The 26,734-nt window shown below is 41.4% G+C and carries 29 protein-coding genes; 7 read left to right on the forward strand and 22 right to left on the reverse strand.

What is annotated here, in order from left to right; translation table 11 throughout:
* Positions 1-19 precede the first annotated feature (19 nt).
* The 9 genes from pstB (MKY83_RS11835) to MKY83_RS11875 form a co-directional block, all read right to left on the reverse strand.
* The gene (gene pstB / locus MKY83_RS11835) at positions 20-802 is read right to left on the reverse strand and encodes a phosphate ABC transporter ATP-binding protein PstB (RefSeq protein ID WP_034620853.1); all 783 of its coding nucleotides are present in this window, start codon (positions 800-802) and stop codon (positions 20-22) included.
* 14 nt (positions 803-816) lie between these two features.
* Positions 817-1,620 carry a phosphate ABC transporter ATP-binding protein PstB gene (pstB, locus tag MKY83_RS11840; protein WP_170938397.1) on the reverse strand — a complete coding sequence of 268 codons (804 nt, stop codon included), beginning with the start codon at positions 1,618-1,620 and terminating at the stop codon, positions 817-819.
* Positions 1,621-1,652: 32 nt separating this feature from the next.
* Positions 1,653-2,537: a phosphate ABC transporter permease PstA gene (pstA, locus tag MKY83_RS11845; RefSeq protein ID WP_003217489.1), complete on the reverse strand. Its 885-nt coding sequence runs from the start codon at positions 2,535-2,537 to the stop codon at positions 1,653-1,655.
* The gene (gene pstC / locus MKY83_RS11850) at positions 2,537-3,463 is read right to left on the reverse strand and encodes a phosphate ABC transporter permease subunit PstC (RefSeq protein ID WP_003217329.1); all 927 of its coding nucleotides are present in this window, start codon (positions 3,461-3,463) and stop codon (positions 2,537-2,539) included. The genes pstA and pstC overlap by 1 nt, the downstream gene beginning before the upstream one ends.
* A 79-nt stretch (positions 3,464-3,542) precedes the next feature.
* Positions 3,543-4,460, reverse strand: coding sequence for a phosphate ABC transporter substrate-binding protein (locus MKY83_RS11855; RefSeq protein ID WP_034661310.1), 918 nt, complete (start codon positions 4,458-4,460; stop codon positions 3,543-3,545).
* 214 nt (positions 4,461-4,674) lie between these two features.
* Entirely contained in the window at positions 4,675-6,810 is a 2,136-nt protein-coding gene (locus MKY83_RS11860) for a penicillin-binding protein 2 (RefSeq protein WP_044140955.1), read from the reverse strand.
* Positions 6,811-6,932: 122 nt separating this feature from the next.
* Positions 6,933-8,219 (reverse strand): MFS transporter, encoded by a 1,287-nt coding sequence (locus MKY83_RS11865; protein WP_003217361.1) that lies wholly within the window; start codon positions 8,217-8,219, stop codon positions 6,933-6,935.
* A gap of 122 nt (positions 8,220-8,341) precedes the next feature.
* A complete protein-coding gene (gene sodA, locus MKY83_RS11870) occupies positions 8,342-8,950 on the reverse strand; it encodes a superoxide dismutase SodA (protein WP_007501264.1) in 609 nt (202 codons plus the stop codon).
* A 187-nt stretch (positions 8,951-9,137) separates the two neighbouring features.
* Positions 9,138-9,623, reverse strand: coding sequence for a DUF456 domain-containing protein (locus MKY83_RS11875; protein ID WP_003217408.1), 486 nt, complete (start codon positions 9,621-9,623; stop codon positions 9,138-9,140).
* 143 nt (positions 9,624-9,766) lie between these two features.
* Between MKY83_RS11875 and MKY83_RS11880 the strand changes: the two genes are divergently transcribed.
* Positions 9,767-10,537, forward strand: coding sequence for a DUF1189 domain-containing protein (locus MKY83_RS11880; protein WP_342490531.1), 771 nt, complete (start codon positions 9,767-9,769; stop codon positions 10,535-10,537).
* Between the two features lie 55 nt (positions 10,538-10,592).
* Here MKY83_RS11880 and MKY83_RS11885 read toward each other — a convergent pair whose 3' ends face one another.
* On the reverse strand, positions 10,593-11,138 hold the full coding sequence (locus MKY83_RS11885) for a GNAT family protein (protein ID WP_065098407.1): 546 nt from the start codon (positions 11,136-11,138) through the stop codon (positions 10,593-10,595).
* 190 nt (positions 11,139-11,328) lie between these two features.
* Here MKY83_RS11885 and MKY83_RS11890 point away from each other — a divergent pair, with 190 nt between their 5' ends.
* Positions 11,329-11,631 carry a hypothetical protein gene (locus tag MKY83_RS11890; RefSeq protein WP_034661318.1) on the forward strand — a complete coding sequence of 101 codons (303 nt, stop codon included), beginning with the start codon at positions 11,329-11,331 and terminating at the stop codon, positions 11,629-11,631.
* A gap of 105 nt (positions 11,632-11,736) precedes the next feature.
* Positions 11,737-12,849: a flavodoxin-dependent (E)-4-hydroxy-3-methylbut-2-enyl-diphosphate synthase gene (gene ispG / locus MKY83_RS11895; protein WP_003217392.1), complete on the forward strand. Its 1,113-nt coding sequence runs from the start codon at positions 11,737-11,739 to the stop codon at positions 12,847-12,849.
* Positions 12,850-12,892: 43 nt separating this feature from the next.
* Here the strand turns inward: ispG and MKY83_RS11900 are convergent, their stop codons facing one another.
* Positions 12,893-13,255, reverse strand: coding sequence for a DUF308 domain-containing protein (locus MKY83_RS11900; protein ID WP_003217474.1), 363 nt, complete (start codon positions 13,253-13,255; stop codon positions 12,893-12,895).
* 139 nt (positions 13,256-13,394) lie between these two features.
* Here MKY83_RS11900 and MKY83_RS11905 point away from each other — a divergent pair, with 139 nt between their 5' ends.
* Complete coding sequence (locus MKY83_RS11905; RefSeq protein WP_044140951.1) at positions 13,395-13,973, forward strand: nucleotidase; 579 nt, start codon at positions 13,395-13,397, stop codon at positions 13,971-13,973.
* 219 nt (positions 13,974-14,192) lie between these two features.
* Here the strand turns inward: MKY83_RS11905 and MKY83_RS11910 are convergent, their stop codons facing one another.
* The 5 genes from MKY83_RS11910 to MKY83_RS11930 form a co-directional block, all read right to left on the reverse strand.
* On the reverse strand, positions 14,193-15,110 hold the full coding sequence (locus MKY83_RS11910; protein WP_065098408.1) for an ROK family protein: 918 nt from the start codon (positions 15,108-15,110) through the stop codon (positions 14,193-14,195).
* A gap of 145 nt (positions 15,111-15,255) precedes the next feature.
* Positions 15,256-15,684, reverse strand: a complete 429-nt coding sequence (locus tag MKY83_RS11915) for a Fur family transcriptional regulator (RefSeq protein WP_003217433.1) — start codon at positions 15,682-15,684, stop codon at positions 15,256-15,258.
* Positions 15,662-16,522 carry a metal ABC transporter permease gene (locus tag MKY83_RS11920; RefSeq protein ID WP_003217436.1) on the reverse strand — a complete coding sequence of 287 codons (861 nt, stop codon included), beginning with the start codon at positions 16,520-16,522 and terminating at the stop codon, positions 15,662-15,664. The genes MKY83_RS11915 and MKY83_RS11920 overlap by 23 nt, the downstream gene beginning before the upstream one ends.
* The gene (locus MKY83_RS11925; RefSeq protein ID WP_065098409.1) at positions 16,522-17,298 is read right to left on the reverse strand and encodes a metal ABC transporter ATP-binding protein; all 777 of its coding nucleotides are present in this window, start codon (positions 17,296-17,298) and stop codon (positions 16,522-16,524) included. The genes MKY83_RS11920 and MKY83_RS11925 overlap by 1 nt, the downstream gene beginning before the upstream one ends.
* 135 nt (positions 17,299-17,433) lie before the next feature.
* On the reverse strand, positions 17,434-18,315 hold the full coding sequence (locus tag MKY83_RS11930) for a YitT family protein (protein ID WP_003217308.1): 882 nt from the start codon (positions 18,313-18,315) through the stop codon (positions 17,434-17,436).
* 140 nt (positions 18,316-18,455) lie between these two features.
* Between MKY83_RS11930 and MKY83_RS11935 the strand changes: the two genes are divergently transcribed.
* Positions 18,456-18,710 (forward strand): DUF2624 domain-containing protein, encoded by a 255-nt coding sequence (locus tag MKY83_RS11935; protein ID WP_044139399.1) that lies wholly within the window; start codon positions 18,456-18,458, stop codon positions 18,708-18,710.
* A gap of 47 nt (positions 18,711-18,757) precedes the next feature.
* Here MKY83_RS11935 and MKY83_RS11940 read toward each other — a convergent pair whose 3' ends face one another.
* Complete coding sequence (locus MKY83_RS11940) at positions 18,758-19,651, reverse strand: deoxyribonuclease IV (protein WP_044139400.1); 894 nt, start codon at positions 19,649-19,651, stop codon at positions 18,758-18,760.
* 9 nt (positions 19,652-19,660) lie between these two features.
* Complete coding sequence (locus MKY83_RS11945) at positions 19,661-20,980, reverse strand: DEAD/DEAH box helicase (RefSeq protein WP_065098411.1); 1,320 nt, start codon at positions 20,978-20,980, stop codon at positions 19,661-19,663.
* A 155-nt stretch (positions 20,981-21,135) separates the two neighbouring features.
* On the opposite strand from MKY83_RS11945, the gene vrrA reads away from it, so the two are divergent.
* Both vrrA and MKY83_RS11955 read left to right on the forward strand, forming a co-directional pair.
* Positions 21,136-21,834, forward strand: a complete 699-nt coding sequence (gene vrrA / locus MKY83_RS11950) for a VrrA/YqfQ family protein (RefSeq protein WP_065098412.1) — start codon at positions 21,136-21,138, stop codon at positions 21,832-21,834.
* A gap of 158 nt (positions 21,835-21,992) precedes the next feature.
* Positions 21,993-22,937 carry a 4-hydroxy-3-methylbut-2-enyl diphosphate reductase gene (locus MKY83_RS11955; RefSeq protein ID WP_044139403.1) on the forward strand — a complete coding sequence of 315 codons (945 nt, stop codon included), beginning with the start codon at positions 21,993-21,995 and terminating at the stop codon, positions 22,935-22,937.
* 37 nt (positions 22,938-22,974) lie between these two features.
* Here the strand turns inward: MKY83_RS11955 and MKY83_RS11960 are convergent, their stop codons facing one another.
* The 4 genes from MKY83_RS11960 to rpoD all read right to left on the reverse strand — a co-directional run bounded on the left by MKY83_RS11960 (position 22,975) and on the right by rpoD (position 26,700).
* On the reverse strand, positions 22,975-24,096 hold the full coding sequence (locus MKY83_RS11960; protein WP_065098413.1) for a Nif3-like dinuclear metal center hexameric protein: 1,122 nt from the start codon (positions 24,094-24,096) through the stop codon (positions 22,975-22,977).
* A complete protein-coding gene (locus MKY83_RS11965) occupies positions 24,089-24,805 on the reverse strand; it encodes a tRNA (adenine(22)-N(1))-methyltransferase TrmK (protein ID WP_065098414.1) in 717 nt (238 codons plus the stop codon). Before MKY83_RS11965 ends, MKY83_RS11960 begins: the two co-directional genes overlap by 8 nt.
* Before the next feature lie 110 nt (positions 24,806-24,915).
* Positions 24,916-25,275, reverse strand: coding sequence for a cytochrome c550 (cccA, locus tag MKY83_RS11970; RefSeq protein ID WP_044139406.1), 360 nt, complete (start codon positions 25,273-25,275; stop codon positions 24,916-24,918).
* 303 nt (positions 25,276-25,578) lie between these two features.
* A complete protein-coding gene (gene rpoD, locus MKY83_RS11975) occupies positions 25,579-26,700 on the reverse strand; it encodes an RNA polymerase sigma factor RpoD (protein ID WP_008342392.1) in 1,122 nt (373 codons plus the stop codon).
* Positions 26,701-26,734: the final 34 nt, after the last annotated feature.

Genomic DNA, 26,734 nt, shown 5'->3' on the forward strand with positions numbered 1-26,734 from the left:
GACCTTCAGGGGGTTTTTCTTATCCAAATCGACCAGATATATAATCATTCGTTCTTTGATCGTTTGGCTCAGAAAACATCACATTCGTATCATTGACCTCAACAAGCTCCCCCATTAAGAAGAAGGCCGTTCGGTCTGATACCCGAGCCGCTTGTTGCATGTTATGCGTCACAATGGCAATCGTATATTTCTCTTTCAATTTCATAATCAATTCTTCAATCTTTAATGTTGAGACAGGATCAAGCGCTGATGTTGGTTCATCCATTAATAAGATGTCTGGGCTTGTAGCAATGGCTCTTGCGATACAAAGACGCTGCTGCTGACCGCCAGAAAGGCCTAGAGCGGGAGCACTTAATCGATCTTTCACTTCATCCCATAGGGCAACATCTCGAAGCGCTTTTTCCGCGATTTCTTTCAATTGCTGCTTGCTCTTAACTCCGTGAATTCTTGGTCCGTAAACGACATTATCAAAGATAGACTGAGGGAATGGATTCCCTTTTTGAAACACCATGCCGACATTTTTACGCAGCTCCACTAAATCAACACGGCCTTTTAAAATGTTGTCATCTTTATACATCATATCCCCGGTGATTTTCACACCTGGCACTGTTTTGACCATAAGATTTAACGTTTTAATAAACGTTGACTTCCCGCAGCCGGACGGGCCGATAATCGCTGTGACTTCATGCTCTCTAATCGCTAAGTCAATATGCTTCAATGCATGATGCTGTCCATACCAAAGATTCATATCATTCACACGAAACACTTCTTTTTTTGCTGCTTTAGTTGCTACTGCATTCATCAAATCCACCCGCCTTATCCAAATCGACCATTGATATAGTCTTCTGTTTTTTGCTGCGCAGGACGTGTAAAGATACGTTCTGTAGCATCATATTCTACTAGATCTCCGTTTAAGAAAAAGGCTGTACGATCTGATACACGGAGCGCTTGCTGCATGTTGTGTGTCACAATGACGATTGAATAATCATTTTTTAATTCGCCTAATAGCTCTTCAATTTTCGCATTTGAGATGGGGTCTAGGGCAGAAGCCGGTTCATCTAATAACAAGACACTAGGTTTCATCGCAAGTGTACGTGCAATACAAAGGCGCTGCTGCTGACCGCCTGACAATGACAAAGCAGATCGGTGCAGACGATCTTTGACCTCATCCCATAGAGCCGCCTTTGTTAAGCTTTCCTCAACCGCATCATCAAGCACAGATTTTCTTTTTTCCCCAGCATACTTTAACGCATGGGTGATGTTATTGTAGATCGATTTAGGAAATGGATTTGGTTTTTGGAAGACCATGCCGATTTCTCTTCTTAAATTCACCACATTAATACGGTCATCCAAAATATTTAATCCTTCGTACATGATCGCCCCTTCACTTCTCGCACCTGGAATTAAGTCGTTCATACGGTTAATACTGCGTAAAAAGGTAGACTTCCCGCAGCCGGATGGACCGATTAATGCGGTGATCGCATTCTTCTCAATCTCGAATGAAATGTGATTGACCGCTCTTTTTTCACCATAATAAATGCTTAAATCCTGCACCTGTAAAATCTGTTCCGCTTGAAGTGGAGCCTTTTTCGCTGCAATCTCTTTTTTTTCTGCTAGCATTTGAACCATATCCCCTTCACACCTCTCTCACATTATTTTGACGTAAGCTTTTTATGAATAAATGAACCAAGCCATCTAGCTGCTAAATTGAACAATAAGACTGAAAGCACAAGTACAGCTGATGCACCATTTGCAATGGCTTCTGCATCTGGAATGATTCCTTGTGTATTGACGTTCCATATATGAACGGCTAATGTTTCTGCCGGTCTAAACACATTCAGCGGTGACGTATCAGAAAAAGGACTCCAGTTTGTGAAATCAAGGCGCGGTGTGGAGAGACCTGCTGTAAAAAGAAGAGCAGCCGCCTCACCAAAGACTCTTCCTGATGCTAAAATCGCACCAGTGATAATAGACGGAAGCGCACCTGGAATAAGGACCGTTTTGACTGTGTGCCACTTCGTTACACCAAGCGCTAGTGATGCTTCCTTTTGATCCTTCGGTACAGAGCGCAGCGCATCTTCTGTCACCCTGACCATCACCGGCAAGTTAAACACAGTGAGCGCAAGAGCTCCTCCAATGATCGTATAGCCCCAGCCTGTTAAATTCACAAACATGAGTAAACCAAACATACCAATGACGATAGACGGAAGTGAAGACAGCACTTCAATACATGTACGAATAAAATCTGTGACTTTGTTTTGAGGTGCGTACTCTGCCATATACACTCCGCCGCCGACACCAAGCGGTACTGTAATCAGCATCGTAATAAACAAAATATAAAACGAGTTAAACAGCTGATCCCTGATGCCGCCGCCAGAGCCAATCGCACTTGAGCGGGTTGTCAAAAAGTCGAAATTTAATTCTTTTGCACCGTTGAAAATGATATAAGAAAACAAACCAACGAGAATCGCCGTAATAATGGCAGCACATAATCCAAATATAAATGTGGCAAAACGATCGGTCATTTTGCTATTCATTAAATCTTCCTCCTAGACGACAAGTATCTGATAATGAGTATGAACATAAATGATACAACTAGAAGGACAAGTCCCATTGACCAAAGTGTATTGTTCTCAACACTTCCATACGTTGTGTGACCCATGTTTAACGTAATAATGGTTGTTAATGTACCAGCTGTATCCATAATGCTCTCTGGTAAATTACGCGTGTTTCCAATGACCATCTGTACAGCAAGGGCTTCTCCAAATGCTCTAGCCATGCCAAGAACGACCGCTGTCATTAATGTTGGCAGTGCTGCTGGCACAAGCACACGTCTAATCGTTTGCCATCTTGTTGCGCCTAATGCGTACGATCCCTCACGTAAACTTTTTGGTAGTGAACCCATTGCATCAGTCGCAATGGATGTAACGGTTGGCAGGATCATAATAGACAGGACAATCGTTCCTGCTAGCACGCTATGCCCTGAGCCGCTTGACTTGAAGTGTCCGATAAACGGCACCAATACTGTAAGACCTATGAATCCGTAAACAACGGATGGAATCCCTACAAGCAATTCAATGACTGGCTGGAGGATTTTACGTCCCCAAGCAGGTGCAATTTCTGTCATAAAGATTGCGCCTGCGATGCCTAGCGGCGCTGCAATGAGTGCCGATAGGAGCGTGACGGCGATTGATCCGAAGATAAAAGGAAATGCGCCGTACTGCGGGTTTTCTGCTGTTGGGTTCCAATTGATACTGGTTAAGAACTCAATTGGGCTTACACCATTTACAATGAAAGATTGTAAACCCTTAATGCCAAGGAAGATGGTAATGGCGATTGATACAGCAATCATTAAGAATGCGCAGAATCTCACCAAAATACTTCCTCTTACTTCATCCATTTGCCTATTTTTCTTCGAGCTGATCAGTCGATCGCTCGCTTCTGTATGTTCTATCTGCTTCATCTTTTTCTACACTCCTATGAATGTCATAAAAGGAAAAGTGAAAAGCTCCACTTTTCCTTCATCAGCAATTCAAGACCTCTTACTTATCTGTTTGTTTGCCTGTTGCGTCTCTTTCTACTTTCATATTAGAAACTGAGATGTAGCCTTGGTCTTTGACGATTTCTTTTTGTACTTCATCACTCATAAGGTAATCTAAGAATTGTTTTGCTAGACCATCTGGCTCACCTTTTGTATAAGAATGCTCGTATGCCCAAATTGTATATTTACCGCTTTCTACATTGCTTTCTTCCGGTTTCACACCATCAATGCTAAGCGGTGTAATTTTGTCATCTGTTAAATAAGAGAATGCAAGGTATCCAATCGCACCTGGTGTTTCTGCAATCAGTTTTTTCACTGTGTTTGAAGAATCTTCTGTGATTCCTTCTGCAGGTGTTGCACCATCAAGTGCATATTTCACAAATGTTGCACGAGTTCCTGAAGAGTCAGGTCTGTTCACAAGAGTGATTTTTTGGTCTTTCCCGCCAAGCTCTTTCCAGTTTTTGATTTTACCAGTGAAGATTTTTTTCAATTCGTCCTTTGTGATGTCTTTGACACCCACTTCAGGGTTTACAGCTGCGGCCATTCCAACAACTGCTACTTTGTGGTCTGTTAAAGCTTTTGCGTCGATTCCGTCTTTCTCTTCTGCGAATACATCTGAGTTACCAATTTGTACAGATCCTTCTGACACTTGAGAAAGTCCTGTTCCTGAACCGCCGGCTTGTACTTGAATATCGGCTTTTGGATGTTTATCCATGAATTTTTCTGCTGCCGCAAGAACTAAAGGCTGCATCGCAGATGATCCTGAGATGGTAATGGAACCTGATGCCTCATCTTTGTTTGAAGCATTTCCTTTACTGTCTTTTGAATCTCCGCTTGAGCTGCTGTTTCCGCATGCTGTGACGAATGCTAACAATGCGATAGTAAGGAAAGTAAGCAGCCATAATTTGTTCTTTTTCATTTCAAGAATACCCCCTGAATAATTTGTCCTACGAGTAATACATTAAAGGTTCTTTATTAATTTCGTTTAAATGGAATGTTAAGGTTTTGTAAATGTCGAAGTTTTGTAGAGATCTTGCGATGTTTTTTATGTATTTTGTCAATTTATCTCGAAAATTTTGAAGAAAACGTAAAAAAACGCCCACAAAAAGTGAGCGTTTTTACCTAGAAAAGGTCTAGTCATTTGTTTCTGCTTCATTTTCAATTTTATTTTTGTTCTTCGCTTGAGTATCATTGCTTTCCTGTTTTGATTTCAGCTCAAAGTACTTGTCTAGTACTTGTTCACCGATATCATTTGTAATTGGATAGCGCTGATTGTAGTCTTGATACACCCATGGTACAACGACGGAAATGGCCACTTCTGGATTATCAGCAGGCGCATACGCAACAAGTGTTGTGTTGTATGTTGGTGTGCCGCGTTTGCTTTTAATTGGGCCGTCATAGAATGATTGAGCGGTTCCTGTTTTGCCAGCTGGGTTATACTTTTTGTTGCCAAAGTTCGAGTAGGCTGTCCCTCTTGGGTTCTGCATGACAAGCTTGAACCCTTGCTGAACACGCTTGATCTCATCACTTGTCATGTCTAGTTTATTCAATACGTCTGGTTTGACGGATTCTGTTACAGCACCAATGCCGCGCTGCGGATCTGGCTCTCTCACTTCTTTCACAAGCTGCGGCCGTAAACGATATCCGCCATTTGCAACCGTTGAAACGTATTGCGCCATTTGCAGCGGTGTAAACGTATCATACTGTCCAATTGCATAGTCAAGCAGGAGACCAGATTGTGTAGACGTTCCCCGGTAGCCTGTCGCTTCGTTTGGCAGGTCAATCCCTGTTTTGACACCAAGACCAAATTTACTAAAATTATAACGGAATGTATCAAAAGCTTTCGGATCGATTGGGAGCGGCTGGTTCTTACGATACTCCCCTTTTCCAACGGCAATCGCTGTTTTAAACATATACACGTTAGATGAACGCTCGAGTGCCGTTAAATCATTAATGAGTCCCATATTTTGATAGGATTTCTTAGGCGGTGACTGCGCGATATATAGCGGTTCATCGTACTGGGTACTTCCAATGTGAATCACGCCTGTTTTATAGCCTGTCAGTACAGTGGCCCCTTTTACGGCTGAGCCCATCGCATAGGATGATGTCATTGTTCCTAATGCATAGTCATCAAATTTGTATTTTCCGTTTTTGTTTGAAATCTGTTTCCCCGAAACGGAGAGAACTTCTCCATTTCTCGGGTCCATCATGACAACAAACGCACGATCAAGAAGCTCTGTCCCGCCTCTTTGTTTCGCACTTCTCAAGTTCTTTTCAATGATTTTTTCAACCGCTTTTTGCAGCTGAATATCAATGGTGAGCACAAGGTCTTTCCCGCTCTTTCCTTCTGTTAGCACTTTAGAGCTTGTCACATTGCCCTCTTTATCAGTTGTACTCTGCTCTTTTTCCTTTTGGCCTTGCAGGACATCTTCATATTGATATTCTAGATAGCTTTTTCCTACACGGTCATTTCGGCTGTAGCCGAGCGATAAATAATGTTCAAGAAGTGACTGCGGAAGTCCTTCATCACTTGAGGACACACTGCCGAGCATACTGCGAAGCAGTCCTTTATAAGGATAGCTGCGTGACCAGTCTGTTGTCACATCCACACCTGGCAGCTCGTCCAAATGCTCAGAGACGTAAGCAATTTCGCTTGGCTTCACATCATCATTTTTAATGAATTGAGGCGTAAGTGCATAGCCTGCATCCATTTGTCTTTTAATCGCAAGCACTTGTAAGTCTTTTTTCGTCAGTTGATTTAATTCCTTGTCCGTGATGCGTTTCAGCTGAAGCTCATATAATTTATCATCAGCGATCTTATCGTCACCCTTTAATTCCGATTCCTTTTGAACAAGCTTTTTCGCTTCGTTCGGATGCGTTAAGATCCAGAAATCTTTTTTGTCACGATCTGTGATTTTTTTCGTACTCACATGAATCATATCCGCTAATTTTGTAGCCACTTTGAGCCGCTCTTCTTGTGAAGTCGTCGAGGTTCTCGTATATGTAATGGCATTTAGCGCTTTATTGCTGACAATCGTATTATAGTTTCGATCGTAAATTTTCCCGCGCGGAGCAGCTGAGCTGACATTTACATCCTCTTGTTTTTCTGCCTGCTTTTTATAATCTTCTCCATTGACAATTTGTACAAATCCGAGTCTTACAACAACACCTGTAAAAATAATAAACGCAGCTAAAAATAGTAAATTCAGCCGGATTGGAAGTGTTTTGCGCCCTTCCTTCGCGTCTTTTTTGTTTTTCTTGTTTCTCATCACATCACCTTTTCTATCAAGAAAGAAATGGCACCCCTTTTTGTGTATAAAAGGTGCCATCATCATTTTAGCGGTTTTTCTATTATTTATCTAGAAATTTGATGTTCCATTGGTAAGAAATTTTACCTTTCTCCCTTAATAAGGTTCGTCTGAGAAACTGGCTTTTGACCGTCTGCCTCTTTCATATCAGCAGTTTTTTCTTTCAAATGAATATCTTTTACAAAGAAATAAATGAGGGTATGTCCCGCTCCAAGCACAACAAGAGATGCAGGTATCCCGAGCTCATCACCAAGTAAAGTGACAGACAGAAGAAACAACACAATGGAACAAATACGGCCAGCATTTAAAAACAGCTCTCTGACCACAATATATTCAATTCGGGCTTTCCTTGCATACCTTGCATGACCGATGACATCGTATGTTAAGGATACATATGGAACAAGCAGAAGCGGATATCCTATCGCGATGGCTACCGCATACATGAGAAGTGATACATAGGACAAGTGAAAGACGATTAAGAACAAGGCACCGTATAAAATCAGCCCGCCAAGCATAATGGCTTTCTTACGCCATTTTTTCTTAATCAAACGCGTAGCGAAGAAATAAGCGAAAAAGGCAACACCTGAGTTCACCAAACCAAATGTCCCAAGAGCAAGTTCACTGTTTGTTGCGATAAACACAAAGACACTGATTAAGAAGACAAAGACCCCTTCACGAAGCCCTTGAAAAAAGTGAGCTGTTGTAATCTTACGCCAATTCTCGTCGGCATGGCGTTCTTTCCATATTTGCTTGATGATAAATTTTCCTTTTGACTGCCTTCTCTTAAGGAAAAAACTCATCACAACCGCTAATGAAAACAAAATTAGCGATAAAGTAAAAATCACTGTATAGCCCGTATCATCTGTTAATTGAGAAATGACAATACCCGCGATCAGTGGACCGATCATGCCAGCTGTAGAGGTGAGGACTCCTAGAAATCCATTAAAGAAATCTCTTGTTTCAGGCTCGGTGATCTCAAAGGTAAGTACGTTAAAAGCAAGCCAGTAAAAACCATAGCCGATCCCAAGGACACTCCCTAATAAAACAAGCCGCGCGGCCGCGTGCTCTCCTGCTATTAAGACAATTAAGTAAAAAGCGGCTAAGAAGATCACGCCGAAACGAAGGACAAACGCCCGGTCTATTTTTTTAGCGAGCCGGCCTGCGAATAAAAATGTAATGGGCTGAAGCACAACAATAGCCAGATTGTAAATCGCAAGATCCGTGAATTTCCCCGACTGTTTCCATAAATACACGTTTACAAACGTATTTGATAGCGCAATGGCAAGTGCATATAATCCGCCAATCGTGAGGAGGAGCATTAAATCTCTTGTAACATCCATGTCCCCGAACATTTTCTTTAATCTGCTCATATATTTCATTCTCCTTTTCTACACAATAGTCTGTCTCATCAAAAGGCAGATATGTAAAAAAAGGAGGGAAAATATAAAAAGACCTGCTTCTCTAAAGAGCAGGTCTTTTCAAATCAAATAATTTATTTAGCTTCGCTGTAAAGGCGAGCCACTTCATCCCAGTTCACAACATTCCAGAAAGCTGAAATGTAATCAGGACGACGGTTTTGGTAGTTTAGGTAGTAAGCATGCTCCCAAACGTCAAGTCCTAGAATTGGTGTTTTTCCTTCAGTTAAAGGAGAATCTTGGTTTGGCGTGCTTGTGATTTCAAGTTTGCCATTGTTCACAACAAGCCATGCCCAACCAGAACCAAAGCGTCCTGCAGCTGCTGCAGCGAAATCAGATTTGAATTTTTCAAATCCGCCTAATTCTTTTTCGATTGCATCTGCAAGTTCACCAGTTGGTGCGCCGCCACCGTTTGGTGAAAGAAGCGTCCAGAATAATGAGTGGTTAGCATGTCCTCCGCCATTGTTACGTACAGCTGTACGGATGTTTTCTGGTACAGAGTTTAGGTTAGCCACTAGCTCTTCGATTGATTGATCTTCAAGAGCTGATACACCCTCGATTGCTTTGTTTAAGTTTGTTACGTATGTGTTGTGATGTTTTGTGTGGTGAATCGTCATTGTTTCCTTGTCGATATGTGGTTCTAATGCATCGTAAGCATATGGTAATTCTGGAAGTTTAAAAGCCATGGTTAAATTCCTCCTTAGAAATGTATGTACTGAAATGCTTCCTTAGGTCGTAAGCAAGCAATTCACCCTACTCAAAGAGTATCAAAAGAATTGGCTTGTTTCAATGTTATTGCTCATGATCTGAAACATTTCAGTGTTTATTTTGTATTTAGCCCTTTAGAAAAAGTTTTAAACGCCCTTTTTCTATTTATCGAAGGACATAAAATAAAAAGATGCCCAGCATCAGCGCTTGAATCAATCCTTTGGCAAATACACCTGATATGAATCCGATTAACGAGCCTAATCCTACTTTCACACTTGTCTTCACATCTTTTTGATGAACAAGGAGCTCTGCTATAACACTTCCGATAAATGGACCAATGATAATTCCTGCAATCGGAATCACAAAAGGACCGACTAATAACCCAATGGTGCTTCCCCAAATAGCTGCACGGCTGCCGCCAAAACGCTTGACCCCAATCAGGTTTGAGACATAATCTGCCGCAAATAATACTGCGGTAAATACGGCTTGAATGAGCCAAAACGTCAGTGTCAGCGGCTCGAAGCTGAAAAAGAAACCATATAGAATAAATCCGAGAACCATAAAAACCACGCTAGGGATAATAGGATAAACAAGTCCAACAAATGCAATGATAAATGCACAAATGATCAGAATCCAATACAGCACGTCCAAGTCACAGCCGCCTCCTTTTTATTTGCTGTATACATTATGCCTCATTCACACTATCTTAACCAGCAATGAAGGCCATACTTGTACTTGTTAGATAGACATTGATACAATATGAGAAATAGAAAAGAATGTAGGAAGTGAATTGATTGAACGTATTTAAACTATTGTTAAAAGGCATTTATTCACCAAAAGATATTGCTAAAGCACGGTTTACAGGGATTGGCAAAGCGATTTTATTCATTTTTATCCTTTCGATCATCGCAGCAGTTCCTCAGGGTTATCATATGAGTCAAGAGATCTCGAATGCGATGTCAGGATTTCAGCATGTGATCAAAAAAGATTTACCTGATTTCTCAATCGAAAAAGGAAAGCTTCAAGCGGATCAAAGTGAACCGATAGAAAAAGAAGAAAACGGCATTACGATCATTTTTGATCCTGCTGAAAAAATAAAAGCAAGTGAGCTTGAATCAAAGCAAACAGCCATCGCATTATTAAAAGAAAAAGCTGTGATTGCCATTGATGGTCAAATGACAGATATCCCGTATCAGCTGCTTGGTGGGACGCTGACAAAAGACGAACTCGCCCGCGTTACAAATCAGAATCAAGCGATTATTATCCCAGTCATCTGTGTGCTGCTATATCTATCAACTGCGGCTCTCATGTTCATTAGCGCAACTTTCCTTGCGATGCTTGGTACATTTATTAAACGCATGCAGCAAAAAGAGCTGTCCTTCCAAATGCTATGGAAGCTCTCTGCTTACTCACTCACATTAACAACAGTCTTTTTCGCCATCATGAGTGCATTAAACACGCCTGTTGCGAATTCATTTTTATTAAATTGGGTCATTAACTTTATCTTCTTATACCTTGTCGTAAAGGAAATACACGCTAAACATAAACCACTTGTCAAAAATTAATTTAGTATATGAAAGCTCCCCCAACTTGGAGGAGCTTTTTATGTATGTGCGTGCTCTATGATTCATCCGGATGAATGATCGCAAACAAATAATGATCTTCCCACACGCCATTAATCTTCACTTTTTTACGATTGAGTCCCTCATTTTCAAAACCTGTCTTTTCAAGCACACGAATGGAGCCTATATTACTCGGCTTTACTCCAGCTTCAATACGATGCAGGTGCAGCTCATCAAAGGCATAATCGATGATTAAACGAATGGCCTCTGTCATATACCCTTTCCCGCCATGCTTTTCATCAAGTACATACCCTAGCCAAGCTCCTTCTACCGGACCTCTTACGACAGAACTTAATGAGATTGTCCCAATTAAGGCATCTGTTTCATTTAAGAAAATACCGTGCATGTAGGCTTCATCCCGTGCGCATCTTTCCACACTGCGCTGAATTCGTTCAATTTGACGAGATATCGTGAAAAAATCATCTTTGACCAAAGGTGTAAATTGCTGAAAATATGAGCGATTCTCAAGTTCAAGTGCGAGTAGTGATTGTGCATCATTTTCTGTTAGCGTTCTCACATATATATGCTGACTTATTTTCTTCATAAACTCTCCCCCCTGCTTTTATTTTATCATAATCGTGATAGAAGCTTGAAAAAGCACCACCGAGCGTAAATTCAATACAAGACTCACTAGAACTAACTAGAACCTCCCTTTCCAGCTTTTCTCCTCATGTTGGTTCTATCATTTCGGGACATGCATAGACTGAAGTAAACTCTTAAAAGCGGTGAGTGAAATGCGGCGTATTATTTTTTTGCTAATCAGTTTGTTTGTCCTCTTTATTATCTTTTTTGATTTAAAAAATGGCACCATTCCCGTTGAAGAAGGTCCAGCTGTCCCTGCAAATGCCTTTCAAACACCTGAGAAAAAAGCATATAAGAAGGTCACAGTGAAACAAGGTGAAACTGTCGTCTCTATCGTCCATACAAGCAAGCCACTTGATGAAGTCATTGAGGATTTTGAAGAGCTGAATCAAGGCGTCAAAGCAAACGAAATTCGGGCAGGCAGCACATATAAGTTTCCGGTATATAAGAGATAAAACGTTAATTCCTTGTCATTCATACAGAGAGACTGTTACAATATGAACTGTAAAACAAGACGTACATGGCAAATGATTGCTTGTACACTAAGGAGCGATTGACAAGTGAGTGAAGTCACACATCGTACTAAAACGCGTCCCGTCAAAGTGGGACCTTTAACTATAGGTGGAAATAATGAGGTTGTCATTCAAAGTATGGCAACAACCAAAACACATGATGTCGAAGCGACAGTAGCTGAAATTAAGCGTCTTGAAGAAGCAGGCTGTCAAATCGTGCGTGTCGCATGCCCAGACGAGCGTGCAGCAAATGCGATTGCAGACATAAAAAAACAAATCAACATCCCGCTTGTTGTCGATATTCATTTTGACTACAAGCTTGCACTGAAAGCGATTGAAGCAGGTGCAGACAAAATTCGAATCAACCCAGGAAACATCGGAAGACGAGAAAAAGTCGAAGCGGTTGTAAAAGCAGCAAAAGAAAAAGGCATTCCAATCCGTATTGGGGTAAACGCTGGTTCATTAGAGAAAAAAATTCTTGATAAATACGGCTACCCAACAGCAGATGGTATGGTCGAAAGTGCACTGCACCACATTAAAATTCTAGAAGATCTAGATTTTCATGATATCATCGTCAGCATGAAAGCATCTGATGTAAACCTAGCTATTGAAGCGTACGAAAAAGCAGCAAAAGCATTTGACTACCCTCTTCACCTTGGAATTACAGAATCAGGTACATTATTTGCAGGTACGGTTAAAAGTGCAGCTGGTCTCGGCGCTATCTTGAATATGGGGATTGGGAATACACTCCGCATTTCATTAAGTGCTGATCCAGTTGAGGAAGTAAAAGTAGCACGTGAACTGTTGAAATCATTTGGTCTTGCAGCAAATGCAGCCACACTGATCTCTTGCCCAACTTGTGGACGAATTGAAATTGACCTCATTAGCATTGCAAATGAAGTCGAAGAATATATCTCCACGATTAAAGCACCGATTAAAGTAGCTGTTCTTGGCTGTGCTGTAAACGGTCCAGGTGAAGCGCGTGAAGCTGATATCGGAATTGCCGGAGCTAGAGGCGAAGGCCTATTGTTCCGCAAAGGTGAAATTGTTCGTAAAGTGCCAGAAGAAACAATGGTCGAAGAACTGAAAAAAGAAATCGATAAAATTGCTGAAGAGCATTATGCAAAAATGGAAGCTGAAAAAGCAAAAGCCAACGCATAACAAAAAACGCCTGACGTCACTGTCAGGCGTTTTTCTGTTCTTGTTAAAAGAACGGGGTGATAAATATGCCAAGGATGACGGAAACAATTCCGATCCCGATTGACCATGCGCCAAGCGCATGTGCTCCTTTTCTTCTTGCAATATAACCAACGACGATTGCCGCTACTCCTAATAGCACCGGCAAGACAAATAACGAGATAATCGCAATCGCGAGTGCTGTATAGCCTATCCCCTTACTGCCTGAATCGTCACCTACTTGGTCACGTTCTCGTCTGTCTACTCGATCTCTTGAAGCCTGATATGGCTCTGCAATTTCAGCAGCTGTTTCCTCTAGATAGCCATCATCATTACTAAAGTGTGTGTCGATTTCACGATCATTTCTTCTGAAATCTTCGTCTCTTTCCATGATCAATTCCCCCTTTTGGTTAATAGAAAGGAGCTTTTTTAGTATGAGCAAAAATGTCTGTTTCATGTTTGCTAAAACTTGCTGGAATTGTGAATTGATTATGTTACACTTTAAGAGTATAAAAATGAGGAGTGTGGGCATGTTACGTTTAGGAATTGATATAGATGGCACAGTGACGGCGCAGGACACCTTTGTTCCCTATTTAAATGAGTCGTTCCAACGTGCCATGACACTAGATGATATGACAGAATATGATTTGACGAAGCTTTTAAATATTTCTCAAGAAGAGTTTTGGGGCTGGATGAATCAGCATGAGCCTATTATATATAAACAGGCAAAGCCTGCTAAGGACGCAAAAGAGATTCTTGATCAAATGAAACATCAACACAGGCTAATCTATATTACAGCGAGAAGGCAGCATCATGCGGATATCACCTACGAGTGGTTTCACAAACATCACGTGCACTATGATGACATTGAGCTGGTTGGCGGTCATCATAAGCTCGAAGCTGTTCAAAAGCACAAGATTGATGTGTTCTTCGAGGATCATCATGGGAATGCCACAATGATTGCAAAAGAGGCTGACATCCCGGTTATTCTTTTTAACTCCCCATATAATCAAATGCCCATTGACGACAGGATTATACGCGTCAACAACTGGCAGGAAGCATCTCAATGGATCAAACAATACGAGCAGCGTTTGGAAACTGCTTATTAATGTAGAAAAGCCGATACTCAAATGTATCGGCTCAGATTATTGACAAAGGGCTAAAATGATCATTATTTTAGCCCTTTGTCTTCTTTTCAGCGTGATAGAAAACCTTTAAAGTCTAGGAAGGACGGCTACTTTTGCGGAGCGAATTTGACATTCGTGAGCACCAGAGCGCAGGACTGCGGGCGAGTGCGAGGGTTTGTCTACATGCTGAAACCGATACGCTTAATGTATCGGCTTTTTGGATGGAACAAGCTGACCTTCTTTCATGAGAAAATGGTACAGTGCTCCCTTCATGCCTGCCTGATTCAAGTAGTAGCACGTTTCCAGCTTCACCTGAATGTTCTTCCACGCATGCAGTGTATGTAAATGTTTCTCAATGTTTGACAGCAAATCCTGTCTTGCACTTACGCCGCCGCCAATGAGAATTTTCTCTGGATTAAGGACAGTTGCTACATTGTAAATGCCAATGGCGATTCGCTTGTACCACTGATCCACTAGCTTTTCAATGGACGGATCATGCTTTGCCTTTTCAAAAATGTCTTGACCGTCTATTTGAGTACTTTGCGGAATTCCTTGCTTTTCTTTATAGCTGCGAATTAAACCAGCCGTTGAAGCACTGCTGTTAAGTGTTGTAAATTGTCCATTTTCTGTCTCTGTCAGCATCATGCCAAATTCACCGCCGCGAAAGGAAGCCCCTCGCACAAGCTGACCGCCAGCGAAAATACCACCGCCAACACCTGTGCCAAGCGTCATACAAATAAAGCTGTCACACTCTTTCGCATGGCCACTATATTTTTCTGCAAGAGCTGCACAGTTCGCATCATTTTCGACTTCAACACGAAGAAATGTTTTCGCTTCTAAAAGTGTTTTTATATTTTGACCATTTAAGGCGATGATGGCACCTGCAAATTCTGTATAACCTGTTTCACTGTCCACAAAGCCTGGAAGACTAATCGCGATTCCGCTAACATCCGACGTTCTCTGATATTGCTTGACCACATCCGCCATCGCTTCTAAAAACGGTTCAAGCTGCCGGCAGTTCGTTTCATAGTCACCGCTCGTGACAATCTCCCCATCCTGATCCATTAATCCATGTTTTGTTCTCGTCCCGCCTACATCGAACACGACATAATAAGCCACTTTTGACCCCTCCCTTTACTCCAAAAGACGCAAATTGCTTCAGTACCTTGTTCTGTTCTCATTTTAATGAAACAGCCGCCCTTTGTAAAACGTTTTCAAAAAGACAAAAGAAAAAGCCAGCTCTGCGGCTGGCTTTTTTATGAGTCTATGAGTGAACTTCCTTCGGTTCGCAAGAAGGACACGTTCCGTATATTTCGAATTTATGTCCGCTAATGTGATAATCCTCTAGATCGGCGTCTAACTTGTCCATAGGGCAGGCATCGATCTCCTTTGTTTTACCGCATGTCAGACAAATAAAATGATGGTGGTGATGAGAAAAAGAGCATTTAAAACGAAAAAGCTTCTCCCCTGACAATTCCGTTGTTTCTAATATACCTAAGTCTTCATATAGCGACAGGTTTCGATAAATCGTATCAAAGCTAAGACCCGGGTAGTCTTCACTTAGTGCCGTCAGCACATTTTTAGCAGTCAAATATTTATCAGAATCAGAAAACAGTTGAAGCATGTCTTCACGTTTGCTTGTATACTTGTAGCCTTTTTCCTTTAATAAATCAAGCGCTTCTTGTACGTTCATGATGATTCCCCCTTTTGAATTTTCCAATAAAAATACATCCGATTAAAATCAAAATGGACAGCATCACAATGGTTCCGCCTGGCGCTAAATCTAGATAATAGCTTAAGATCAATCCCGCCAATACAGACAATTCACCGAACAAGATCGAAAGGAAGATTGCCTGTTTGAACCCTTTGGCAATGCGGATACTTGCCGCAACAGGAAGTGTCATGAGCGCAGAGACAAGTAGTGTACCTACGATACGCATCGATGCCGCAATGACAAGTGCAACAACTAAGATAAAAATAAAATGAATCCATTTCGCTGAAATACCAGAAGCCTTTGCATGCTCTTCATCAAAAGAAAGTAAAAACAATTCTTTATATAAAAGCACGACAACTAACACTACAACGAGTGAGATCCCAACAACAATCCAAAGATCTAATCTCGACACCGCACTGACACTTCCGAACAAATAACTAAACAAATCTGTATTAAAGCCATTCGCTAGTGAAATGAAGATGACGGAAATCCCGATACCGCCTGATAAAATAATAGGTATCGCAAGTTCCTGATAATGCTTATACACGGAACGCAGGCGTTCAATAAATAACGAACCGGCAACAGAAAACGCCATCCCTAAGTACAGCGGGCTCACCCCTGTCAAAAGGCCAAACTTTTTATCAAGGAATAAACTTGCTGCAATACCCGCAAGTGATACGTGACTGAGGGCATCTGCAATCAGCGAGAGCCTTCTCACGACGATAAATACACCAAGCAAGGGCGCAATAAAACCGATCAGCATTCCTGCGATAAACGCATTTTGTAAAAATTCATAATGAAAAAATGGAAATAGCATTATTCATGTCCCCCATGATGGTGATGATCGTGATGAATCACTTGAATGTCATGTCCGTAAAATTGAGATAACGCCTGATCATCCATTGAATCAAACGTTGCTGCATCTCCGTGGAAATGAAGTGTCTGATTTAAACAAGCCACATGGGTGACTTTATCAGAAACGGTGCCAACGTCGTGTGTGACGAGAATTAAAGACATTCCTTTTTCTTTGTTCAATGTTTCGAGCAGCCGATAAAAGCCCTCAACTGTCCGCTGGTCTACCCCAACCGTTGGTTCATCTAAAATAAGCAGCTTTGGCTGACTGACGAGCGCACGGGCAATAAAGGTACGCTGCTGCTGACCACCTGAAAGTTCCCCGATGTTTTGGTGCTTTAAATCTTGTATCCCAACTGAGCGAATGGCATCCTCAACTTGCCACTTGTCCTGCTTGCTCATTCGTTTGAATAAACCTATTTTCGCCGTCAATCCACTTGCGACGACCTCGTAAACAGAAGCAGGGAAACCTGTATTAAAACTATTCGCCTTTTGAGAAACAAATCCAATTTGATCCCAGTCTCTAAATTTTGAAGCAGGCGTGCCAAATAGTTTTAATTCACCTTGCTGTGGTTTAATGAGCCCAAGCAGGCATTTTAATAAGGTTGTTTTACCAGATCCATTCGGTCCAACAAGTGCTAGAAAGTTCCCTTCCTCTACTGTTAAATAAATGTGATCTATGACATTTCGCTGTCCATACGAGTACGAAATGTCCTTCATTTCAATAATTGGCTTTGCCATGAATCTTTCCACCTTTAATCAATATAAAAAGAATGATTACGATTTATACAACAAAAAGAAAATGGCTTTTGCCATTTTCTCTGTCCATACATACATTTCATTATATAAAAGAAAGATTAAAAAGTAAAATAAAAGCTAATGAATGGCTGTTTTGAACTTACCGCCTTTTGTTTCATGCGTATCCATAATCGTAATAAATGCTTGACTATCAATTTCAAATACAATGGATTTTAGCTTTGTGATTTCAAGTCTTGTGACAACGGCGTAGATGACATCTTTTTCTTCATCTGTATAACCGCCTTTCCCTCTCAGCTTTGTCGTTCCCCTGCCAAGTCGATGAAGAATCGCATCTGAAATCTCATCATAATAATCTGACACGATAATGACAGCTTTTGTTTCATCAAGCCCTTGAATGACAGCATCAATTGTTTTCATTGCCAAATAATATGTCATAACAGAATACATAGCCTGCTCTGGTCCGAAGACAAAGCCTGCCCAAATAAAAATGAACACATTGACGATCATGACAAACTCACCGACGGAGAATGGAATTTTTTTCGTTAGCAGAATGCCTAAGATCTCTGTTCCATCCATTGAACCTCCATTACGAATGACAAGTCCAACACCAAAACCAAGTAATAGCCCGCCAAATACAGTGGCTAAGATCGGCTGATTTGTAAATGCCTCTACATGATGAAGTGAAGATTCAATCACGGCTAAGCTGACAATCCCAATTACTGTGGAAACCAGAAAGGTTTTCCCAATATGTTTGTATCCTGATATCATAAATGGAATATTCAAAATGACAACAATCGTCGCAAAATTGATGAATGGGTTATCTGTAAAGAGATAATCCAAAATAAGCGAAATGCCGATGATGCCTCCATCGATAATATTGTTTGGCACTAAAAATAATTCAATGCTGACTGCTGCGCATGTAGCTCCTACTAGAATTAGGAAAATTCTAAATATAAAATGAGGCACTGATTCCTTTCTATGCTGTTTACTATTTGCCATACGGTCTCCCCTCTACACATCTTAAATTTTCAATGAACATTTTATTCACTTTACTATTTTATCATTTCACAGGGTAAAATAAAATTTTTTGCACATTTTCCGTTTTCGCCCATACATTGTTACAGAGGGGAGGAATGGAATTGATTTTAATTCAAAAAATTGTCCTGCAACGGCTCAATCAGATCACAGCAAATGATCTGTTAAGGTATGCGAAGCAGTATGGTGTCAGTTTAACGTCAAATCAAGCTGCTGAGGTGGCCAAACTCATGAATGGGAAAAACGTCAATATTTTTAATGATGCAGAGCGTAGCCGGCTTCTTAAGCAAGTAGAAGCGATTACATCTAAACAGACAGCTCAGACTGTCAATGATCTGTTTAATCAGTTTACAAGTTAAGCAAAAAAGGGCCGCATTTAGCGGCACCTCATGATGTTGTATGCTTTTTACTGATCTTTAATTTTATCTAGTAAGCCTTCGTCAAATTGCTTTTCTTTTAGCATCGCAATTTCGAATTTGTAAGGTGGCTTTTTGTTCTTTTTATCTTCACCTACATAAGGCGTTTCTAAGATTTTGGGCACATCTTGAAGCTGCGGATGATGCACAATATTGTTCAGTGCATCGAAGCCAATTTCACCAAAGCCGATATTTTCATGTCGGTCTTTTCTTGCGCCTTGTACGTTTTTACTGTCATTAATATGAAGAACCTTGATTCGGTCAATACCGACGATTCGATCAAATTCTTCTAACACCCCATCAAAGTCAGTCACAATCGGGTAACCAGCATCGTGTGTGTGACACGTATCAAAGCAGACAGAAAGTGCTTCGTTATGTGTCACTCCGTCGATAATTTGGGCAAGCTCTTCAAAGCTTCTTCCGCACTCTGATCCTTTGCCAGCCATTGTTTCAAGTGCAATTTGAACCTTTTGCCCTTTTACGATGACTTCGTTTAAACCTTCGATGATTTTTTGGATTCCTGCTTCTGGTCCTGCTCCGACATGTGCACCTGGGTGGAGAACAATCTGCCTCGCACCTAGCGCTTCTGTACGTTCAATCTCAGAGCGAAGGAAGTCCACACCAAGCTCAAACGTCGCTGGATTGACGGTGTTCCCAATATTAATAATATACGGTGCATGTACGACGATATCTGTCATACCATGCTCTTTCATATGCGCTTGTCCAGCTTCAATATTGAGATCTTCAATTTTTTTACGGCGCGTATTTTGCGGTGCACCAGTATAAATCATAAACGTATTCGAACCATAAGAGGCAGCTTCTTGACTCGCTGCAAGAAGCATATGTTTTCCGCTCATGGATACATGTGAACCAATCTTCAACAATGTTTCCCCCTACTTTCCATTACGCTTTGACTTTCTACGTTCCTGTCTTTTGATTTTGTCCATCTCACGTGTCATTTTCTTTTTATATCCAGGTTTGACGGCTTTCGGTTTTCTCACAAGACGCTTTGCTTTTTCCTCAATTTCATTAGGTGCTTTTTTACGTCTTTGACGCTTCAAGCGGTCATCTGCATCTCGCCATTCGCCATGAACAATGGTTTTGTTTTCAAACACAACGCCCATTTTCTCGATTTGAATGAGTGCATCCTCATCAGCAAGCTCATAAATAGTCATCGCAATTCCAGATGAACCAGCTCGAGCTGTTCGACCAACACGGTGAACATAAAAATCAAGATCAGATGGAAGTTCATAGTTGATCACATGGCTGACGCCTTTAATATCAATTCCGCGGGCTGCAAGATCAGATGCCACAATATAAGTGAACTCTAAATCATCAATTTGTTTCATCACTTTTTTACGTTCGCGCGGCGTTAATCCGCCATGAAGCACTCCAACTTTCATTCCTTTTTCTTGTAGGAATGATGCGATTTCATCGACGGTTGTTTTTGTATTGGCAAAAATGATACCTAAATAAGGCTGTACATTCGTCACCATTTCATGAAGCAATTTTAGCTTGTCACGCTGTTTAGATGGGACTAAAATATGCTGAATGTTTTCAGCTGTAATTCGTTTTGGTTCAACATGGGCATATTTAGGATTGTCCATATATTTTTTCAGGAACGGCTTTAGTTTTTCTGGAATCGTTGCTGAGAACACAAGCATTTGCAGCTGTTCTGGCATTTGTGAACCAATACGGTCCACATCTTCTAAAAATCCCATATCCAGCATTAAATCCGCTTCATCAATGACAAGAGATGTCGCTTTGTAAACGTTCAGCGCCTGCTCATGAATGAGGTCAGCAATACGTCCAGGTGTGCCGACAACCAAATGCGGCTGGTTTTTTAGCTTTTGAATGGATTTCTGCTTGTCCGTTCCACCAATGTAAAGCTTTGCTTTAATCTCTTCTTCTGGAGAGGCCTTCTTTAAGATTGTTTGGGCTTCTTTGAAAATTTGATTGGCTAATTCTCTTGTAGGTGCAGTAATCACAACTTGTACTTGCTCTTTGCTTGGATCAATTGAATGAATAAGCGGCAATAAGTACGCGTGGGTTTTTCCTGTTCCTGTTTGTGATTGACCAATCACGCTTTCTCCTTTTAACACAGCAGGGATGATTCTTTTTTGAATATCAGTTGGCTCATAAAAGCCCAGTTCATGAATAGCATCTATAATAAAAGACTTTAATTCATATGTCGTAAATTTTGTTTCGTTCATGTTTTCACTCCTTAAGGCAATGCCTTTTTGCTCATCTCCTCATTATAGCTGATTTTCAGCAAAAAAACCATGTCCGCTTTTCTTACAGGAAACCAATTGATGCTTCCTTGCATAACCTATGAAGAGAAAGAGAATGCAGTAAGGGAGGTACAAGTATGTTAGGGCAAAGGCCTATGGGCGATTTTCAGCCGCACCGTCCCTCACGCCGGCATCTTGGAAATGGCGGACAGCCCGGAATTTTTCAAAGGAGGCAGCAGGCTCCTATCGAACAGCCTTTTCAAGGGCAAGGCAATCAATTTCAGCAAATGATGCCTCGCTCCCCGTCTGTACAGGGAGGCGGTGTACGTGGAATGGGCGGAATTCCAGGAGGCGAAAGCCGTGCACTAGGCGGTGGAGCAGGAATGAAAGGCATGCTCGCTAAATTTCTTCCTGGCGCAGGGGGAGCAGGGGTTTCTGGAGGTGGTGCGGGATTACAAGGAATCCAGAGCTTTGCAAATCCTGCAACCCTTTCAAGCATGTTGGGAAATGTTCAAAAGGTGCTCGGAATGGCGCAGCAATTTACGCCAATGATTCAGCAATACGGTCCTTTAGTCAGAAATTTGCCTGCGATGATTAAGCTGTACAGCCAGCTTGGCAGTGCAGATGATGATGAAACAAGTACAGATGAAGAACCTAAAGAAATTGGCGAGGAAACAGAAGTGCAAAAAGAAGTTGCATCAGGAGATGATGAAATAGAAGAAAACGAAGAACCAGAGGACATCCTCGTCAAAAAAGCAGCTCCTCACACATCACCTGCTCCTGAAGCAAAACCGAAAAAAAGACCTGGCAGCTCTGTTCCAAAACTATATGTCTAGTGATCTTTTAACGGCGAAGTGTCCCCTGCGTATAACAATCTTTGATATATACGCTTACTTTGGCTATAATGGAAGCTAGAGAATGATAAAAAGCCGTTTTTTCACGGCTTTTTATATTGTTCTTCTCTAGCAGCACTTCCCTACAGGAGGACGAATAAATGAATGTAATTAAAATTTCGCCGCGTGGCTATTGCTATGGCGTTGTAGATGCAATGGTCATTGCTAAAAATGCCGCACTTGATAAAAACTTGCCACGCCCAATTTATATATTAGGTATGATTGTGCACAACAAGCACGTGACAGATGCCTTCGAAGAAGATGGGATCTACACACTGGACGGACCAAACCGCTTAGACATTTTAAAGCAGGTTGAAAGCGGAACAGTTATTTTCACTGCTCACGGCGTTTCACCTGAGGTTCGTCAAATTGCAGAAGAAAAAGGTCTTGTCGCCATTGATGCAACCTGTCCCGATGTAACGAAAACACATGAACTCATTTCAGAGAAAACAGCCGTTGGGTATGACATTATTTATATCGGAAAAAAAGGTCATCCTGAGCCAGAGGGAGCTGTCGGAGTAGCCCCTGACAAGGTGCATCTTGTCGAATCAGAAGCGGACATTGAGGCGCTCGATTTAACATCAGATAAATTGCTTATCACCAATCAGACGACGATGTCTCAGTGGGATGTCCACGATCTGATGGAGCTCATAAAAGAGAAATATCCTCACGTCGAGTACCACCAAGAAATTTGTCTTGCGACACAAGTACGTCAGGAAGCTGTATCTCAGCAAGCTGGTCAAGCCGATCTTACCATTGTTGTCGGCGATCCAAAAAGTAATAACTCCAATCGTCTGGCACAAGTGTCAATGGAGATTGCTGGAACGCAGGCTTACCGTATTGGTGACCTAAGTGAGCTCAAGCTGGAGTGGCTGCAAGGCGTAAATACCGTTGCCATTACTGCTGGCGCTTCTACACCAACCCCTATTACAAAAGAAGTTATCCGTTTCTTAGAAAACTACGAGCCGGATGATGAATCAACTTGGAAAATTGAACGATCGGTTCCTCTTTCGAAAATACTACCACGCGTGAAAACAAAGAAATAAAAAAACGTCAGAGCTTCTATGCTCTGACGTTTTTTGTTTACATAAATTGAAATGGATTTGTGTTTGATTCAGAAACAAAGAGCTGTACATCATACTTTTTCTCTGAACATAACGATTGAAGCTTCGCCTTTACGCCCTCTTTCATAATTTTTTCTGCATAATGCCCTGGGTCCACTACGTTCAGCCCGAGCATCATAGCATCATGGGCGACATGGAAATAAAGATCCCCTGTCACATACACATCAGCACCCATTCTTTTTGCTTGGTGAATGTATTTATTTCCGTCTCCGCCAAGCACAGCTACTTTTTTCACAACAGCGTCCTGATCACCTACAAAGCGAGCACCATTTACATCCAGCTTCGTCTTCACAAATCGCGCGAAGTCCCCAAGGGTCATAGGCTCTCTTAGCTCCCCTATACGGCCAAGCCCTTTTTGAATAGGAGGAAGGTCTGTCGTGTGTACACTATAAGCGACTTCTTCATAAGGATGTGCTTTGATCATTTCACGAATCACTTGTTTTTCAATACTTGCCGGAAAAATGGTTTCAATCCGTACTTCTTTAACAAATTCCAATTGACCGGTCTTACCAATGAACGGGTCCGCATCTTCTGATGGCAAAAAGCTGCCTGTCCCTTCATTTGAAAACACGCAATGGCTGTAGTTGCCAATATGGCCGGCGCCCGCATTTCCTAAAGCTGTACGGATGGCTTCCTCAAATTCCTGCGGGACATAGAGGGCAAGCTGTTTGATTTGATCTTCATATGTCGGGACTAACACTCTTGTTTCTTCAAGCTCTAAAGCCTCCGCAAGCAAGTCATTAACTCCTCCATCAGCCACATCTAAATTCGTATGTGCCACATATACTGCAATATCATGTTTGATGCATTTCTCAATGATCCGTCCAGCTGGCTGATCTGTCGCCACATGTTTTAACGGACGGAAAATTGGCGGATGGTGAGCAATAATGAGATCCACATTTTTTCCGATCGCCTCATCTACCACATTCTCTAGTACATCTAAGGTGATCATGACATTGTTTACCTTTTTATTTAACGTCCCAATTTGGAGACCGATTTTGTCACCTTCTATGGCATATGCCTTTGGTGAAAATTGTTCAAATAATTGGATGATTTCATGTCCGTTTACTGTTTTAGCCAACAGTCAAAACCTCCTTTAGAATCTTTATTTTTACATGCAGCTCTTCAAGGCGATCCTTGTTCTCTTCTGTTCGCGCTGCCTGCTGGATTTGACTTTCTATCTTCTCCATATGCTGAAGTTCTTGCATCCACTTGCGCCGGAAGACATCATTTTGCTCTTTCGCAAGAAACGGACCAACTAGCATGCCTGTTTCAATTGACATCCCTTCATAGGCTTTATCTTTGTCGCCTTTTTCGGCGATCATAATTTCGTATATTTTGCCATCCTCTTCTAAAATGACTTCATCCATCAATTCATACCCCTCTTGATAGAGCCATAAACGAATGTGGTGAGCATGGATATTTGGCTGAAGAATAAGCCTTTCATGGCCTGTGAGCTTATGCTTGCCGTCATTTAAAATGCTTGCGATGAGTGCTCCGCCCATACCTGCAATCGTTACAGCATTCACTTCGCCCTTTTCAATGGCTTCAAGACCATTTCCTTTTCTGACCGAAATCTTGTCATCTAATTCAAGTCTATGTACTTGCTGCTTCGCTGATTGAAGCGGTCCTTCTGTAATTTCACCAGCAATTGCTTTTACTGCTTTTTGATGCAGGATCGCATAGCACGGCAAATAGGCATGATCTGAGCCGATATCAGCAAAGACAGCCTCATGTGGTAAAAAGTCTGCGACTCTTTTTAATCGTTTTGATAAATTCATTTCATTCATACGTATCACTACTTTTCTTTTATGTTCATTCTTGTCTATCTTATATAAATTAAAAGTCGTTTTCAAATGAAAAAAAGCTCTTCTGATGAAAAAGAGCTTTTTGTGTAAGATTATTTAATTTTAGACACCCATTCCGCCATTTCATCGAGCTTTTCATTTGGAATCAGCCCGCCTGGCATCCCATTGCCGCCTTCTTGAATTTTCTTCTTGATGTCGGCCACTTCAAGCTTGTCTCCAACACCTTTTAATGCAGGACCTGCACCGCCTTCATAGTTTTCCCCGTGACAACTCAGACAGTTTTGTTTATACAATTCTTCCGGCGTCGCATTTGCTGTTTCTTCTTGCTTTTGCTCCTCGCCTCCAGAGGCGATTTTGTCTTCATCTTTCAGCCCCTTCATTGATAAGAAAAAAGTGAGTCCAATCCCTAAAATGGCAATCAATAAAAATGGTATAAGTGGATTCCGTTTCATTTCTTTCATCCTCCCCTTTGTGAAAACCCCTTTAAGACTATACAAACAATTCTAATTCTACTTTAATTTTACAAAAAGTAAACGAATTATGATACAAAACTTTGGTCAAGTTCACAGATTAGACAAAAATGATGCAAAGATGAGAAATGAAGCCTTCAGCACATTTTGATGTATTTTTTATACATCTTTTCTCTAAGAACGTTGCAAATTCATTATTTATTCAGTAAAATATAATCAGATTGAAAAAAGCGTTTTCATTCTTGATGAAGAAAGAACGGATCTCTTTCAAGATCCGTCCAGTTTCTACTCTAAGAAGTCTTTTAATCGTTTACTTCTGCTTGGGTGTCTTAATTTACGCAGAGCTTTCGCTTCAATTTGGCGGATACGCTCTCTTGTGACGCCGAACACCTTTCCAACCTCTTCTAACGTACGTGTTCTTCCGTCATCTAGTCCGAAACGTAGTCTCAGTACATTTTCTTCACGGTCCGTTAACGTGTCTAATACATCTTCAAGCTGCTCTTTCAACAATTCGTATGCAGCATGGTCAGATGGAGATGTCGCCTCTTGGTCTTCAATAAAATCACCAAGGTGCGAGTCATCTTCTTCACCAATAGGTGTTTCTAAAGATACAGGCTCTTGCGCAATTTTAAGAATTTCTCTAACCTTTTCTGGCGTTAAATCCATGTCTTCAGCAATTTCTTCTGGCGTTGGTTCTCTGCCTAGGTCTTGCAGAAGCTGTCTTTGAACACGGATCAATTTATTAATGGTTTCCACCATATGAACCGGGATCCTGATTGTTCTTGCCTGATCGGCAATCGCACGCGTGATCGCCTGTCTAATCCACCAAGTCGCATATGTTGAGAATTTGTATCCTTTGCGGTAATCAAACTTCTCAACTGCCTTCATAAGACCCATGTTTCCTTCTTGAATCAAGTCTAGAAACAGCATACCACGACCGACGTAGCGTTTCGCGATGCTGACAACGAGACGAAGGTTTGCTTCCGCTAATCTTCTTTTTGATTCCTCATCGCCTTCTTCGATCTTTTGAGCATACGTAATTTCTTCTTTAGCAGATAACAAATTGACGCGTCCGATTTCTTTTAAGTACATACGAACAGGATCATTAATTTTGACACCTGGTGGTACGCTTAAATCATTCAGGTCAAATTCTTCTTCTGCTTTAGCCAGCTGCTGAACATTTGGGTCTTCTGTCTCTTCGTTTTCACTAATGAGCTCTACACCCTGTTCGCCTAAGTATTCATAGTATTCATCCATTTGGTCTGATTCAATTTCAAAGCTAGACATACGCTCTGCAATTTCTTCGTATGTTAAAACGCCCCGTTTTTTACCCGTTTCAGTGAGCTTATCTCTCACCTGTTCAAAGGTTAATTCAGTTTCGGTTTCGTGGGCTTGTTTATCAGCCATTATGGATCCCTCCTTCCAAAGCTTGCAACGAATT

Origin of the sequence: Bacillus sp. FSL M8-0266 (genome assembly GCF_038613425.1) — a bacterium.
Classification (GTDB): Bacteria; Bacillota; Bacilli; order Bacillales; family Bacillaceae; genus Bacillus; species Bacillus pumilus.

What these genes read in the sequence shown, in the direction of transcription:
- pstB (WP_034620853.1), bottom strand. Translation starts at nt 802, where the DNA reads ATGAATGCAGTAGCAACTAAAGCAGCAAAAAAAGAAGTGTTTCGTGTG.
- pstB (WP_170938397.1), bottom strand. Translation starts at nt 1,620, where the DNA reads ATGCTAGCAGAAAAAAAAGAGATTGCAGCGAAAAAGGCTCCACTTCAA.
- pstA (WP_003217489.1), bottom strand. Translation starts at nt 2,537, where the DNA reads ATGAATAGCAAAATGACCGATCGTTTTGCCACATTTATATTTGGATTA.
- pstC (WP_003217329.1), bottom strand. Translation starts at nt 3,463, where the DNA reads ATGAAGCAGATAGAACATACAGAAGCGAGCGATCGACTGATCAGCTCG.
- MKY83_RS11855 (WP_034661310.1), bottom strand. Translation starts at nt 4,460, where the DNA reads ATGAAAAAGAACAAATTATGGCTGCTTACTTTCCTTACTATCGCATTG.
- MKY83_RS11860 (WP_044140955.1), bottom strand. Translation starts at nt 6,810, where the DNA reads ATGAGAAACAAGAAAAACAAAAAAGACGCGAAGGAAGGGCGCAAAACA.
- MKY83_RS11865 (WP_003217361.1), bottom strand. Translation starts at nt 8,219, where the DNA reads ATGAGCAGATTAAAGAAAATGTTCGGGGACATGGATGTTACAAGAGAT.
- sodA (WP_007501264.1), bottom strand. Translation starts at nt 8,950, where the DNA reads ATGGCTTTTAAACTTCCAGAATTACCATATGCTTACGATGCATTAGAA.
- MKY83_RS11885 (WP_065098407.1), bottom strand. Translation starts at nt 11,138, where the DNA reads ATGAAGAAAATAAGTCAGCATATATATGTGAGAACGCTAACAGAAAAT.
- MKY83_RS11890 (WP_034661318.1), top strand. Translation starts at nt 11,329, where the DNA reads ATGCGGCGTATTATTTTTTTGCTAATCAGTTTGTTTGTCCTCTTTATT.
- MKY83_RS11900 (WP_003217474.1), bottom strand. Translation starts at nt 13,255, where the DNA reads ATGGAAAGAGACGAAGATTTCAGAAGAAATGATCGTGAAATCGACACA.
- MKY83_RS11905 (WP_044140951.1), top strand. Translation starts at nt 13,395, where the DNA reads ATGTTACGTTTAGGAATTGATATAGATGGCACAGTGACGGCGCAGGAC.
- MKY83_RS11915 (WP_003217433.1), bottom strand. Translation starts at nt 15,684, where the DNA reads ATGAACGTACAAGAAGCGCTTGATTTATTAAAGGAAAAAGGCTACAAG.
- MKY83_RS11920 (WP_003217436.1), bottom strand. Translation starts at nt 16,522, where the DNA reads ATGCTATTTCCATTTTTTCATTATGAATTTTTACAAAATGCGTTTATC.
- MKY83_RS11925 (WP_065098409.1), bottom strand. Translation starts at nt 17,298, where the DNA reads ATGGCAAAGCCAATTATTGAAATGAAGGACATTTCGTACTCGTATGGA.
- MKY83_RS11930 (WP_003217308.1), bottom strand. Translation starts at nt 18,315, where the DNA reads ATGGCAAATAGTAAACAGCATAGAAAGGAATCAGTGCCTCATTTTATA.
- MKY83_RS11945 (WP_065098411.1), bottom strand. Translation starts at nt 20,980, where the DNA reads ATGAACGAAACAAAATTTACGACATATGAATTAAAGTCTTTTATTATA.
- vrrA (WP_065098412.1), top strand. Translation starts at nt 21,136, where the DNA reads ATGTTAGGGCAAAGGCCTATGGGCGATTTTCAGCCGCACCGTCCCTCA.
- MKY83_RS11955 (WP_044139403.1), top strand. Translation starts at nt 21,993, where the DNA reads ATGAATGTAATTAAAATTTCGCCGCGTGGCTATTGCTATGGCGTTGTA.
- MKY83_RS11965 (WP_065098414.1), bottom strand. Translation starts at nt 24,805, where the DNA reads ATGAATGAAATGAATTTATCAAAACGATTAAAAAGAGTCGCAGACTTT.
- cccA (WP_044139406.1), bottom strand. Translation starts at nt 25,275, where the DNA reads ATGAAACGGAATCCACTTATACCATTTTTATTGATTGCCATTTTAGGG.
- rpoD (WP_008342392.1), bottom strand. Translation starts at nt 26,700, where the DNA reads ATGGCTGATAAACAAGCCCACGAAACCGAAACTGAATTAACCTTTGAA.